Here is a 15,447-nt window from a genome sequence, read left to right on the forward strand (position 1 = left end):
AGATCTGTCGCAACATTGGGGGCTGGCAAATATAATGATGGTGCCGGCTTGTTACTTCATAAGCGTAAAGATGGAGGCGCTCAATGGATTTATCGTTATACCATTCATGGGCGCCGTCGTGAAATGGGCTTGGGGGCTTTAAGAGATGTCTCTTTAAAACAAGCGCGTGAATTGGCAACGGGGTGGCGTTCTGTTTTACGTGAAGGACGTGACCCCATTAAAGAACGCAATAAACAAAAGCGTGAAGCAATAAGTAATCTTCATTATTTAAAAGACATTGCTTTAGAGACTTTTGAAAGTCGTAAAGCTGAACTAAAGAATGATGCTAAAGATGGAAACTGGTTTTCACCTTTAAAACTCCATATTCTACCCAAATTAGGCTGTCTGCCCGTTTCTGAGATTACACCAACAGAGATACGCAACACTATTGCCCCTATCTGGCATACAAAAGCTGATACAGCGCGTAAAGCAATGAATCGTCTTAATCTTTGTCTCAAACATGCGGCTGCCTTGGGATTAGATGTCGATTTACAAGCAACAACAAAAGCACGCGCTCTCTTAGGAAAACAGCTTCATAAAACGCAAAATTTACCAGCAATGGATTGGAAGGATGTACCTGCCTTTTATCAGTCACTCTGCCAAACAACAACCATGACACAACTGGCTTTGCGTTTGCTTATTCTGACAGGCGTTCGTACTTTTCCTTTATGTCATATCCATAAAGATCAAGTTGATGACGATATCTGGACTATCCCTGCTGAAAATATGAAAGGAAGACGTGATACAACAAAAGAGTTTCGTGTGCCCTTATCAACAGAAGCATTAGAAATTCTCAAACAAGCGCGCTCGCTTTCTCGCAACGATTTCTTTTTCTCTGTAAGAAGTCGGGGGCCTCTTAATGATACGTGTATGTCAAAGTATATGAGAGACAATAACCTTGAAGCCTGCCCCCATGGATTTCGCTCTAGTTTACGCAATTGGCTTGCTGAAACAACCGATGCCCCCTATGAGGTCGCTGAAACCATTCTAGCTCATACGGTAGGCGGTAAAGTAGAGCGTGCCTATCGTCGGACTGACTATCTAGAACAGCGCCGCATTTATATGGATAAATGGGCGGCTTATGTCACTGGTCAATCTTAAGATATGGGGTGCATAACCCCATGATCTGTGGATAACTTTCTCTCTCTTCTCTCTCATTCTTTCTCAATAAGACTCATAAATTATCACATTAGAATTTATATGATAATATATTGTTTTCTATAAATAAAATACCTTCAAAAATGAACCAAAATGTGCTTAATAAATAGGTATGATTTGGTTCTATTTTTTATTATGAAAGGATTTTAGAATGACAGAAAATGATATTCTTTTAACAGACCGTGAAAGTGCAAAATTGCTTCATATGAGTGTCTCAACTTTCCGCCGTCATGTTACCAATGGCTCTCTCCCAAAACCTTTAAAATTTGGTTTTTTATCCCGTTGGTTACAATCGGATCTTTTGAATGTCATCGAGCAAGCAAAACAGCAACGTTATAACGACGTGGCATAAAAAAACCTTGTCACATAAGGACGGACAAGGCTTTCTCAAACTCATCAATCTAGAGATAGCACAATCCGTCCTATGACACAACGTTATAGGATTAAAAATGATGTGTTCTTTTAAGAATGCGCAAGGTATCACACGTGCTTTGCGTGGGGTTTGGTATGGGCGTTATGGAACAGCCCGTTGCCCTGCTCATGATGATAGGCTGCCTAGCTTATCCCTTGCTAATGGACATGATGGGCGTTTATTGCTCTATTGTTATGCTGGCTGCTCTTTTAGAGAGATCATACAAGCGCTCATAAGAATTGGGTTGCTTGGAAAACAAGCTTATGCTCATACGCTCTCTTTCTCAAAACAGTTTTGTGCTGATCTCAAACGAGTAAAACAGAAAGCAGAGAGAGCAAAAGCAATTTGGCAACAAAGCCAACCAATCAAAAAGACTTTAGCTGATTTTACCTTTGCTATGCGTGCTTATAGCCAAGCCTTTGAGGTCCTTATAAGGCAAGCCCCGCATAATGCATATTTTTACGATCTCCTCTATTTTCTAAGGTAAATAACATGATACAAGATAATAAAAATATTTTAGAGAATAATACTCCTTTAAATGATAACGATAATGGCTCTTTAAATGATAAGACTTGTTTAGAAGCCATTCCTTATAAACAAGCATTGCAACAAAACGGTTGGGGGGAATTAAAGCCTATCACGGCGGCTCTTTTACCCGTCGAGCCTTTTGACCCATTACAACTGCCCATGCCATTCATGGATTATGTTTATGACGTTTCAGAGCGTCAACAAGCCCCTATGGACTTTATTGCTGTCTCTGCTCTCTGTGCCTTGGCTGCTGTCATTGGCAATGGCGTGCGGGTTGCCCCAAAACAATATGATGATTGGATTGTGGTGCCTAATCTCTGGGGGGCTCTGATTGGGCAATCGTCAACATTCAAAACACCAGCCATGAAAGCCGCTTTAGCGCCTATCACTTGCCTTCAAAAGGAATGGTATAAAGACTGGTTAAAACAGAAAGAAAAACAAGAAATTGAAGAGAGATTTGAAACTTTAGACAAACGGGAAAAGGAAAAACAAGCCAATAAAGCGATAAGAAAAGGAGAGTGTGAAACAGCCCGTGCTCTTTTGTCTGAAACGCTCTCTAAAGACAATGTGCATGATGAGGATGTCTCTCGTTTTATTGTCAATGATGTGACTGTTGAAAAGCTTGGGGAACTCTTAAAAGAAAACCCCCGTGGTCTCTTAATGGTGCGTGATGAATTGGCTGGCTTTTTAGCCAATCTAGAAAGAAAGGAATATCAAACAGACCGCGCCTTTTATTTAACAGCTTTTAATGGAGATGATCAATTTACTTATGACCGGATTGGGCGGGGAACCATTTTTATCCCCCATGTCACTTTATCCATGATTGGAGGCATTCAACCTTCACGCCTTATTCCACTCATTCAAGCAATACACCGTGGAATAAACGATGACGGTTTATTGCAACGCTTTCAAATGCTTGTCTGGCCCGATGACAATAAAGAATGGCAAGTGATTGATAGACCGCCTAATCAAGAGGGGTGGCAAAAGTATGAAGGGGTTTTTCGCTCTTTTCGTGATAAACGCTTAGGGTCTCCCGACCAACCACTGATCATGCGTTTTTCTCCTAAAGCTCAAGTGAAATTTTATGAATGGTTAGAGCATCTTCATAAAGAAGCAAAAGGAGGGACTCACTCAGAAAGCTTACAATCGCATCTTTTAAAAATGCCAAAGACCATAGCAAGCCTTGCGTTGATTTTTGAACTTCTTGACGGTGGTCGTTTAGAAATTGGACCCTATGCCATCACAACAGCGTTGCGTTGGACAAGTTATCTGTTAAGTCATGCCAAACGTCTTTATACAGCGCATGATACATTGACAGCAGAGCGTGCAAAATTAATTGTCGAGCGTTGTGATCATTTGCCCGATGTCTTTACTTTACGCGATATTCATCAAAGAAGCTGGACCTCTTTAAAAGACAATCAAGCCGTTAAACAAGCTATAGAGCTTTTATGCCGTTGTAACTATATTCGTGAAATCTCTGGAGATAATACCCCTAAAAGCGGTCGACCTACGATACGTTATGAATGGAATCCTTTGGTAAAGGGGCATAAGCCTCCCCAATAAGTCATTTACCCATGTATTTCATAAAGTGAACCTTCAAAGAATGCCTTATCTATGAGTTTTGAGTATTTTGAATATTTTGAGGGTTCCTTTTACTCCCCTTTATATATTTTTTTTCAATCGAAAAATAAAAGTCATTATATTTCAATATATTAGCATTTTAGAGATACAATCTATATTAAAACACAACCTATAAATACAACCCGCGGTATATTTTTGAAGGTATTTTGAGGGTGTGAAAAACCTTCAAAACCTATCTATAAAATGCATCAAAATACTCATTCTGATATTTTAAAGCACATAGTACATTTATCTTGATTAACCCGTGAGATGAATAGCAAATTTTACTACTTTGTTGATCTTATTCCATGTCATGGGCTGTGGATAAACAACCTTTAAAAACCCCTTTTGAAAAAAATTATCCGTTTTTTCGCATTTTTCTACATTTTTTTCACCATTTACTCAAAATGGATTTAATAAGCTTCATTTTGATTCTTTTGAAGAGAATTAATCTGTATCGTAGATAGTTATGGAGTTTATCCTTTATGCTTCGCTCTCATCATTCTGATAATGAACACGTCACTTTACGCTCTCTGTTGGAATTCTACCGTAAAAAGGCAAAATCCTCCCGTGAATTGGGAACGCTGTTTGAAAACCTTGTCATAGCTTATTTGACGAAAGACCCTCTTCATTATGGGCGCTACGAAAAGGTGCAAACCTATTATGAATGGGCGCAAGAGCATGAAGGTTGGAATAAAAATGATATCGGCATTGATCTAGTTGCCAAGCTTCGTCATCAAGAGGGCTATGTCGCTATTCAATGTAAGTTTTATCAAGCATATCATCAGATCAGTAAAAAGGATATTGATAGCTTTATCGCGGCATCTGGAAAAGACATCTTTAAATATCGTCTTCTCGTTGATAGCACGGAAGTGGAATTAAGTGACAATGTGAATGCCATGATTAAAGGACAAGCGATACCCGTTTATCGTATTGACCTTCGTCATATGGAAAACAGTCGGATAGATTGGCAAATATTTGCAACAAAAAAAGAAGTTGTTCTTAAGTCAACAAAAGAACCTCGTCCCCATCAAGAAGAAGCCATCAAGAAAGTCTGTGAAGGTTTACAAGAAGCAGACCGTGGCAAGCTGATCATGGCATGTGGAACAGGCAAAACTTTCACAAGTCTTAAGATAGCAGAAACCCTTGCTGGGAAAGGTAAGCGTGTGTTGTTTCTGGTCCCTTCTCTGGCTTTAGTCTCACAAACAATCCGTGAATGGACAGCCGATGCACAAATCCCGTTGCGTTCCTTTGCGGTGTGTTCGGATACAAAAGTAGGCAAGCGTCGTAAAAACCAAGATGATATTGTTGGAATGGAAACATCAGATCTTGTTCTCCCTGCTACTACGGATGCTCAAGCCCTTGCCAAAGAAGCCCGTGGAAACCTAGCAGATGCAATGACGGTAGTCTTTTCAACCTATCATTCTATACAAGTGATTTCCGATGCGCAAAAAGAGCATGGTTTACCCGAATTTGATCTCATCATTTGCGATGAAGCACACCGTACCACTGGTGCCTCATTGGGAAGTGAAGACAATGAATCTGAATTTATCAAGGTTCACGATAACAGCATCATTCGGGGCAAAAAACGTCTGTATATGACAGCAACGCCTAAGATCTTTAGTGATACTGCTAAAAGGCGGGCGGATGAGATCAATGCTGTTTTGGCATCTATGGACGATGAAACCCTTTATGGCAAACAACTCCATCATTATACATTCGCGGAAGCTGTCGATAATGAACTTTTAACTCCTTACAAGATTGTGGTCTTGGGTATTAATGAAACCTATATCACACCAGCCATACAGGAGATTATTGCCAATGAAAACCGTGAAATTGATTTAGATGATGCGGCAAAAATTATTGGCTGTTATAGAGCACTTACCAAAATAGATAAGCAAGCCGCTGTTGATGATGATGATACAGAGCCCATGCAATGTGCTTTAGCTTTTTGCAAAGATATCAACACCTCTCAATATATAACAAAGCTTTTCAATAAAATTATCAAATCTCATATTGATGATTTCCTTCAAACCATTCCCTTTCTAAACTGTGAAGTAAGACATATTGACGGAACGCAAAGCGTCAAAAAACGCAATGAGGAATTGGATTGGCTTAAAGAAGATGCGGGGCAAAATGTTTGTCGGATTTTAAGCAATGTTCGGTGTCTGTCTGAAGGGATTGACGTCCCTGCTCTTGATGCCATCATGTTTTTACACCCGCGTAATAGCCAAGTCGATGTGATACAGGCGGTGGGACGTGTGATGCGTCGTGCTCCAAATAAGAAAACAGGCTATATCATTTTACCCATTATCATTCCCTCACGCTTAGAAGCCAAAAAGGCTTTAAAAAACAATAAGAGATACCGTGTTGTTTGGCAAGTTTTGCATGCTTTACATTCTCATGATGAGAGACTTGCACGAACAATTAATCAAATGTCTTTAGGACAAGATAGCAGCCATACGATTGAGATTATAGAGATTAAGCGTGCCGATGAATTAAAAGAACTCACCACAACGGTTGATGAGATCTCAATACCATCAAAAGCAGAAAGTTCTGGGCATAGCATTGGAACAGCAGAAAGCAAATCTCAATCGGTATCTGGAGGACAAGGAGACTTATTCCCCCGTTCTGAATTTCTTGATTTTGTCAAAGCCATTTTTCTGGATAGTTTTAAAATCACGGATTATTGGGAAAATTGGGCGGGTAATGTTGCTGAGATTGCTCAAAACCATATTACGCATCTTCAAAACCTACTTGCTGATGAAAGCAGTGAAGCCTTTCATGCTTTTGATGCCTTTCATAAGGAATTAAAGAATAACGTCAACAGTGAAATCAAGCAAGAGGAAGCGATTGAGATGCTTGCACAGCATCTTGTCACGCGTCCCGTATTTAAAGCCTTGTTTTATGGCAATGAATTTGTACGGAACAATGCCATTTCGCAAGCCATGGAAAAAATCTTAACAGAACTTGATAAAACCAATATCGAAGAGAAAACGAAAGATCTTGATAAATTTTACAAAAGTGTCACGTTCTGTACAGCAGGCATTACCAAAACGCATGCAAAACAGAATCTTATTATCAAACTTTATGAAAGTTTTTTTGCCAAGGCATTTAAGAAAACCACGGATAGGCTTGGAATTGTTTATACGCCCGTTAAGGTTGTTGATTTTATCATTCATTCTGTTGATGATGTGTTGCGGAATGAGTTTGGAAAAAGCTTGGGATCACGTGGTGTCTCTATTCTTGACCCTTTCACTGGAACTGGAACCTTTATCACACGGCTTTTACAATCAGATCTCATCAAACCAGAGGACATGGAATATAAATACCGTTATGATATCCATGCCAATGAGATTGTCTTACTCGCTTATTACATAGCAGCGATTAACATTGAAACGACGTATCATAGTCTTATGAAAGGTGAATATATTCCTTTCAAGCATATTGGTTTGGCTGATACGTTTCAGACGCTTAAAGAAAAAAACTTGATCGACGGTATACTCAAAGAAAACAGTGAATATTTGGAACATCAGAAAAATCTAAATATTAAAGTTATCTTTGGTAACCCCCCTTATTCAGTAGGACAAAAGAATGAAAACGATAATGCAAAAAACACCCCTTATCCGATTTTAGATAACCGCATTCGTGAAACTTATGCTGCTCATTCAAAAGCAAATAATATTAATAGACTTTATGATAATTATATCCGTGCTATTCGCTGGGCTAGTGACCGTATCGATAATGCTGGGGTAATCGGTTTTGTTTCTGGTTCTGGTTACATAGACAAGCCAACAATGGACAGCTTACGAAAATCTTTAGCCAAAGAATTTACGAGTATTTATGTGCTTAATTTACGAGGGGATATTCGTAAAAATATGATGAATAAAAATAACGCTCAAGAAGGTGAAAATATTTTCGGCAATGGTAGTATGACCGGTATCGCTATAACGCTCTTTATCAAAAAGCCCAATGTGACTGAATCATGTAAAATTTACTATCACGACATTGGTAGTAATCTTACAACTAAAAGGAAACTTGAGATCCTTGACGAATTTTGCAGTATTGATGGTATTACCCATGAACAAGGCTGGCGAATGGTTACACCAAACGAGCATGGCGATTGGATCAATCAACGGAATGATAGTTTTGAAACATTCTTAGCTCTAGGTATTAAAAAAGGGCATGATAAAAAGCTTTTTGAGATTTATTCTTGTGGTCTAAAAACTAATCGTGATGCTTGGGCTTACAATTCAAGTCGTGAAGCTTTAGCGAAGAACATGAGTAATATGATTACCTTCTACAATAGTGAAGTAGAACGTTTTAATAATGCTTATGGGCATGTTGATAGCAGGATACGTAAAAATGCTGTAGACAATTTTGTTAACGTTGATGCTAAAAAAATCAGTTGGAGTAGTAGTCTAAAAGAAGAGTTTGTAAGAGGAAAATTTTCCGAATTTGAAAGCGGTTGTTTAGTTCAAAGCCTTTATCGTCCTTTTACGAGGCAATGGCTTTATTACAAGCGCATCTTTAATGAAAGAACTTACCAGATGCCTCGTATATTTCCGATGGGAAAAGCGGTTAAAAACAAAGTAATACAAATTACAGGTATAGGAGTAAATGGTTTTTCTACCCTAATGATTAAAGATTTACCTGATGTTAATGCGATGGCTGCTAGCCAATGCTTTCCACGCTATATTTACGAAGATACTACGGTTTCAAAAAGTAAAAGTGAGAGACAATCCTATTTATTTACAAACTCTATAGAGGAAAACAAAACAGCTGGTTTACAGAGACGTGATGCTATTACTGATGAAGGTCTAGACCATTTTAAAGCCGCTTATCCTAATGAAACTATCACTAAAGATGATCTATTCTATTATGTTTATGGGATTTTCCATTCAAAAGATTATCGTACACGTTATGCACATAATTTATGCAAAGAATTGCCTCGTATCCCTTGTGTAAAGAGTGCTGATGATTTTTGGAAGTTTGTGACAGCAGGGCGTGAACTCGGTCATTTGCACGTGAATTATGAAGATGTAGAGCCTTATCCAGTAACCTTTAAAAAAGGTAATCCAAAACAGACAGAGATCTCTAATCCCGAAAATTTCTATTACGTGACTGAAATGAAATTCGCTGGGAATAGTAAGGAAAAGGATAAATCAACTGTTTTTTATAACAGCAATATCACAATAACAGATATCCCTCTTGAAGCTTATGAGTATATCGTCAATGGCAAGCCCGCCCTTGAATGGGTTATGGGGCGTCAATGTGTTAAGACAGATAAAAAGAGCGGTATTGTGAATGATGCTAATCGCTATGCTGTTGAAACCGTTGGCAACCCTGCCTACCCTCTAGAGCTATTTCAGAGGGTTATTACCGTAAGTTTAGAGACAATGAAAATCGTTAAGAACCTACCAAAATTAGAACTAAGAGAAACTGAATAACTTATAAAGCATGTTCACATGATAGGCATGCTAAATTCACAAGGGGTATAGAGCTTATAACCATAATCTATACCTCTCTTGTTAAGTTGATTACATACAATCTTTAAAAAGAGTGCTTATATGCGTTATTCTAAAAAGAAGAAACTTGCACTTTTAGATACTTTTATTTGGATTGCCTTTAAGACTTTTAAGAAACCCTATCTAAAGTGAATTAAATTTTTTTACATTGCCTTTAAGAGGTTATACCGTAATCTAAAATGATAGCTTTGTTTAAAGAGAGTTATGTATATTCATTTTCTTATATTACTTATAGGTTTTGAAGGTTTCTCACACCCTCAAAATACCTTCAAAAATCCTTTTTATATATATTACAGATTGTATTTACGTGTTGTGTGTAATATGGGTTGTTTATTTAAAACATTAACATATTGAAATATAATAACTTTTATTTTTTGATTGAAAAATAATATATAAAGGGGCGTAAAAGGAACCCTCAAAATACTCAAAATCTTCAAAACTCATAACCATAATGATCTTGATAGCACTTCTTATGAGTTACATAACTATCTTTTGAAAGGCTTTAAAGGAGCATATGCTTTTCATAAAGCACATTTTAATCACTCACTAAAATAATCTATTTTGTCAATTCAATTTACTGACACATAACTGACAAATATATATTTACAGTTGTATTTATGGGGTGTATCTTAATAAGGATTGTATCATTAAAATACTAACCTATTGAAATATAATGTTTTTAATTTTCTCTCATTAAAAAAAAATAATATAGGCTCTAAAAAGAACTGACAACACTGACACGGTCTATTAAAAGGGATTTTGCTAATCTTTATAATGATCAATCTCTTTTTAGATGTTTTCATAACAAGAAATAAATCGCAATTATCCTATTTATCAACTAGTTGTATAACATCATCTAAGGTATAAGTTTTCATGAATCTTCCCCTGCATACTCTTTAATTCTTTTGCAGAGAAATTCATAAAAATTACTTGCGTAATATTCAGAATCTTCAGATGTATACTTGAGATAGAGTGGGCATTCACCATCCCGAAACTGCTTATAATCAAAATAAAAGGTTTCACCAAAATCAGTTGTGCAGATAACAAGTTGTTTGGGGTCCGTAAAGCCATCTCTTCTATCGAGCAAATTTCGGTAAACAATATCACCAGCAGGAATACCTGCACAGATTTCATAAATACTGAATATTTCTTCACCTCCAATTTCTCCTCCTCCATAATTTTTTAAAAAATTCTTATAGGAAGAGGTAAATTGTAAACCAAGAGTGTTCTCAGCTGTTTTAATCCGTACATCATCAGGGGCATTATCTTGAGTACCAAAATTAATAACATGACTATGCATATCAACATATTGTGCAACATCTGATAAAGTATAACTTTTCATAAATTTTTCTCCATAAGTCACAGCGTGTTTTTACTCATAATGAGTGCTCCTAATGATCAATCTTTTTCTACTATAGCCAATGGAATTGAGATGAGATTGATAAAATCATAAGAGATATGTTCTTGACGGAGCTCTTTTCTCATCTGTCTCTGTACAATCATCTCGCATTTACAATATATGATGGAATTAAAGGAGGTGATCATTAAAGTTTAGAGAGCGCCTTTTAGGGATATTATTTCAATATTTGCAATAATTACTCTTTCTTTTTTCCTACTTAGGAATTTTTTTTTGAAATCCAACAAATAACTTTTCTGATAAAATTTGTCTTTGGATTCATAGGAGCAACCAAACTCCTGCCTTGATAAAATGAGTAGAGAACCTCAACGAGAGGACTATCTTGTTCTTGTGTCACAGGATGTAACATAATAGGTCTAAAATCGACTCCAATAGGTGCTCTTCCTGATACCATTCTTTCCACATTTGTACCCGTTACTATCTGTCCTTCTTCTTTCCAAGAAGAAACTGTTTCGGGCTCAAACAGTTCATCTTCCTGATAAACTTTTTGACTTTTAAATTCCACCGGCTCAGCTGCCCCCATACTTTTTTTCTTTATCCATTTCATGATTCATAATCCCCTCAATTTTTTCAAAATAATCAATTTATTCTTTGTTCTAAATAGACTTAAATAAACTCTCCTTCCAAGAGCGAGGTTATTCCTCGCTAGAAAGCTCTGAGTGATCATCAAAATCTTTTGCTACCCGTTCAATCAAAGCGTAGCTCACTTGCTTCACCTTTGCTACTTCTTTGGCTAAAGCTAATGCACGTTCAAGGTGGGTTTTGTTGATGCTCTCGTCAAAGCCTAGGTGATCACCTGCCGTAAAGCTTTTCTGATAAGATTGCAAGGCTTCAACATCACCCAATAAAGCAAGAGCGCCAAGATGAAGTAAAGCATAATCCGTAGACGTGGCGCCTTTTTCCCAAGGAGCTATACCATAATCAGAGCGAAGTCTTTTAGAAAGGTCAATGTCTTTGACTGACCATTCTAGCGCATCATCAAGTGCTTGCTTTAAGCGATCCGCAGTAACTTCTGGTTCAAAGATTTCTAATCCCTTGGCTTCAAAATTAAGCTGTATATCTGGAATATCTTCCGTGTGGGTAGGATCAATGAATTTACAAGCGGTGGAAAGAATGCCCGTGCTAATCATAAAGGCGCTATCAAATTGCGGGTAGTCTTTGGCAATTTCGTCGTTATAAAGAATATCTACTTCACGATCAGCCAATTGATAGCTTGCCATATAATCATTCTCATTGATTTTCTCGGTTGACCAGCCTAGGATTTTTAAAAGTGCATGAGCACTTTCCATGGTGAGACGATCATCAGTGTCATCCGCTTCATTTACTTCTTCTGCCACTTCAACAGAAGTTGTTTTAGAAGCAACAGATGCTGTTTGCGCATCCAAGCTTAAAATCGGTGCATTTTTCGGAAAACCTGCTCGATAACCCCGTGCAAGAGTAAGAGAGTTGTCAATCGTATATTTCGTGATACCTTCCACAAAGCCTAGATGGTTCTTTGCCCTGAAACTTTCCTTATAAAATTTGAGCTTTTCAATATCACCAATCAGAATGAGTGCTATAAAGTGACGTGCCACAAGGTGAGCTTCACTGTTTGTTGGCAAAGCGGCATAATCATAGATGATTTGATTGACATTTTGCCGATCAGCCCACTCAAGTATATCTGTACAAATCTCCTTTAGCTTGCCTTCATCCAATTCAGTACTAGAAACTGTATAAAATTCTTCTGCCTCTTTGAGAGCTATATATTGGGGCAATCTAGGAAACATCTCTCTATGAGCAGTAGAAAAGCCAAGTGTTGAAAGCGAAGCCTTAAATACAACAATCGGCTCTTCTTCATCACTTTGAAGACTGTACATTATATTGATGATACGGTCTTTACTTACAAAATAAGCATTGCGATCATAGTTCTTATCGCGATAAACTGTCCACCCCATCCTTTTTAAGTCTTCAGAAACTGTATTAAGAAAAGACAAATCTTGCAAACTAAGACGATCATCTATGGCTTTTCGCTCATTAAAGATTTTCAGATGCTCTTCAGCAAATTGAACTGCGTGATTAACATACTTCTCCACTTCACGGTCTTCTAAATGTCCAGAAATCGTACCGGCTTCTAAAAAATTTTGATAAGATTTCAGGATATCAATTTGACCTGTCAATGCTAAACAAGCTAAATGCCAGACTATACGTATATTGTAGCTATACTTTTGAACACGTGTTTTGCTTTCTATTGATGCTTGTAAATCTTGGGCACGTGCCCATTGTATTATTCGCTCAGAGATTTTGATAAGCTCTTGCTCATCTAATGTCTCTACACAAATATCAATGCCTTTATCAAAACCACTAAAAATCCCCCCCCCAATCGTGTTAAAAGAATTATAAGTATTTGTAGGTGATATGCACCGATACTCCCCACTATAGTGAATATATTTACAAGCTACAGAAATAATTTCATTAGATATTTCAGCTTCAATACGGACATTGTAATTATCATGAAGACGTATAAAACCAAAATCAAATTGAATAAAGCGGTCGGGCAAAACCAACCACATTTTTCTAGGCTCCGTAGAAAACCACCCTTGTGTTTTAAGAACGCGCATTGCTGCTGTGAGACTCATCTGTTGCTTTTTTGGCTTTTTACGCATTAGAATATCGTCTAATTCCCCATTTTTATAGGCCTGTGCAAAAAAAAGCAGGCGATCATCCGATGTCATTGTTTTATAATCTGCAAATTCTGGCACAGATAGTTTTGGGGTAGATCTATCACTCCTTAAAGCCTCCATATCACCAAGTAATGCTTGTGCAACGGCAGAATGATTAGTAGCTTCCTCGCACAACTTTTTTTCAATATCCTGTGCTTGCGCCCATGCAATCACTCTATTTAGAGCGTCCTTAATATGGCTTTCGGAAAGATCTGAAGGTTTAACATTAAAATCCTCCTTCGCGTAAAACAGCACATCTTCATATTTACGCTGTGATTTTTCACCTCTAGAATATTCCCGAGCAAGGCAATAGGAAGCAGTAGTGAGTTTAGCCGATAACCGGAACTCTTTGCCGCTCTCTCCATAATTTTTTATATCATAGCCTATGCCCACAATGCGGTCAGGAAGATGATAATGCGCGAAAGTGTCTCCCACTTCATCGCGATAGGGTTCCCAGCCCAGTATTTTTAAAATTTCTGTTACGTCTTTGGTTTGTATCTTCATTTATTGTCCCTGTACAAGTTCTTCTAAACGACCTGTATGACGGCTAATTTCATATTCGATAGGTCTTCCCCACTCCCTACCTAATTGGTTTTTAGCCCAATCTTTCTTAAAATCATCCAGTTGTTTCTGAGTTGGTTTCTTTTCGTCTATAAATTCTTTGAGTTCTTCCTGATATTTATTTAGCTTTTCTTTGTGTTCCTCAAGAAACTCTCTAATAACATCTCCCGTGGGTTTTGCATCTCCTGTTTTATAGGCTTCTTTCAAAATTTTTTGATTTTCTGTAAGCTTGGAATCACCTGTTTTTGTTTCTCTAATTTTTAATTCACCATTTTCTATATAAAGAAGATCAGGACGAGATCTTTTTTCAAGTGGTTTTCTTCCAAACATATCACTCTCAAACTCAGCTCCCTTCACCTCAGCCTTAAACGAGGGTTCTTTTTGGCATACCGTACATTCTTCCTTGTTTTCTAATTCTTGCTTGTCCTTATCACGTTTTTTGTCATGATGTTCTCTGTTTTTATTTCCTGTCTGCGGATCTTTGATCTTTTCGCCTTTGGCACTGTCTTCAGAGCCAATTTTTCCAACTGATTGAACAACTTCCTTTTCTGCTTTTGCAGCTGCTGCTTCAGTCTTAGCAGCGAATTTAGCCAGAGCCTTTGCGCCAAGCTTTATGCCTCCCTTGGCTGCTCCAGCAACTCCTGTCATTAGGGATGCTGTTTCAGTCAATAATTTTCCAAATTCAAGTCCAGCATTAAAGGAACCACCAGCACCAGCTCGCTCATATTCCTCCTCCATTTTATTAATGCGATCTACATAGGACTGTCCAAGGGTCCGACCAATTGTCGCCAAAATCTCACCACTGCTGAAAAAATCTTTGAGCGCTTTCAAAGTCTCTTTGGGATGTTTGGCTAGTTGCCAAAAACCATCAACCGTATCGTATATTTCAGCCGGGACACCAGCTACCATACCTGCCGCAAAGCTTATATCTTGCCCTGTACTAATCGCAGTCCACTTCGCAGACACTTCTGCTGCACATAAAAAGTCAGGACACTCCTTTAATTCTTTCTCCATCTGAGCTTGTTGCGCACTGCTGAGGTAGTTATTTGCAGCGGCATTACCAGCGGCATCGGCACCGGCATCAACATTGCCACCGGCAATGGCGGCAGCAACGCCCCCGGCAGCCCTTGCAACATCAATGGTGTGGTCTCTAAAGTCAGCAAACTGCGCATCAATCTTTGCGTTTATACGCGCTTCCTCTTCCGGAGTTGGGGTGCGACCATTAAGATCCCCCATTTCCTCTTTCACAATGCCTTGCACCCACAGTTTAAACTGGAGCATAGCAGTGGCTTCACCCACAGCACCCCCCACAGCACCGGCTGTGCAAGCACCGCTCGCAACAGCGCCTTTTAAGCAGCCAAGTCCTGCATGGGCAACGATCTGCGTGACCGTATCTATTTTGCCTTCAGCCTTGGCGGTACCGATTTCTTCCGCCAACGATTTGCCAACCGTATCAGACAGGGCGATGCGCAGATTGTTAAAAAA

The 15,447-nt window shown here is 38.3% G+C and carries 7 protein-coding genes and 2 pseudogenes; 5 read left to right on the top strand and 4 right to left on the bottom strand.

Going from position 1 to position 15,447, the window contains the following annotated elements; all coding sequences use genetic code 11:
- The 5 genes and pseudogenes from ACFIMQ_RS08480 to ACFIMQ_RS08500 all read left to right on the top strand — a co-directional run.
- Nucleotides 1–1,140, top strand: a 1,140-nt coding sequence (locus tag ACFIMQ_RS08480; protein ID WP_375703821.1) for a tyrosine-type recombinase/integrase, incomplete at its 5' end; no start/stop codon positions are given.
- Nucleotides 1,141–1,348: 208 nt separating this feature from the next.
- Nucleotides 1,349–1,549, top strand: coding sequence for an AlpA family transcriptional regulator (locus tag ACFIMQ_RS08485; RefSeq protein WP_007347430.1), 201 nt, complete (start codon nt 1,349–1,351; stop codon nt 1,547–1,549).
- 97 nt (nt 1,550–1,646) lie between these two features.
- Nucleotides 1,647–2,012, top strand: a pseudogene (locus ACFIMQ_RS08490) (virulence-associated protein E); the annotation flags it as partial.
- 89 nt (nt 2,013–2,101) lie between these two features.
- On the top strand, nt 2,102–3,700 hold the full coding sequence (locus ACFIMQ_RS08495) for a YfjI family protein (RefSeq protein WP_375703822.1): 1,599 nt from the start codon (nt 2,102–2,104) through the stop codon (nt 3,698–3,700).
- Between the two features lie 542 nt (nt 3,701–4,242).
- Nucleotides 4,243–9,207: a DEAD/DEAH box helicase gene (locus ACFIMQ_RS08500; RefSeq protein ID WP_375703823.1), complete on the top strand. Its 4,965-nt coding sequence runs from the start codon at nt 4,243–4,245 to the stop codon at nt 9,205–9,207.
- A 949-nt stretch (nt 9,208–10,156) separates the two neighbouring features.
- Here the strand turns inward: ACFIMQ_RS08500 and ACFIMQ_RS08505 are convergent.
- From ACFIMQ_RS08505 to ACFIMQ_RS08520, 4 genes and pseudogenes are all read right to left on the bottom strand, one after another.
- The gene (locus ACFIMQ_RS08505; RefSeq protein ID WP_375610943.1) at nt 10,157–10,627 is read right to left on the bottom strand and encodes an SMI1/KNR4 family protein; all 471 of its coding nucleotides are present in this window, start codon (nt 10,625–10,627) and stop codon (nt 10,157–10,159) included.
- Between the two features lie 274 nt (nt 10,628–10,901).
- Nucleotides 10,902–11,249 carry an HNH/ENDO VII family nuclease gene (locus ACFIMQ_RS08510; RefSeq protein ID WP_375610944.1) on the bottom strand — a complete coding sequence of 116 codons (348 nt, stop codon included), beginning with the start codon at nt 11,247–11,249 and terminating at the stop codon, nt 10,902–10,904.
- Between the two features lie 88 nt (nt 11,250–11,337).
- Complete coding sequence (locus tag ACFIMQ_RS08515; protein WP_375703824.1) at nt 11,338–13,905, bottom strand: DUF6990 domain-containing protein; 2,568 nt, start codon at nt 13,903–13,905, stop codon at nt 11,338–11,340.
- Nucleotides 13,906–15,447, bottom strand: a pseudogene (locus ACFIMQ_RS08520) (filamentous hemagglutinin); the annotation flags it as partial.

This window comes from Bartonella sp. AD13SXNS, assembly GCF_042196465.1.
Lineage (GTDB): Bacteria > Pseudomonadota > Alphaproteobacteria > Rhizobiales > Rhizobiaceae > Bartonella.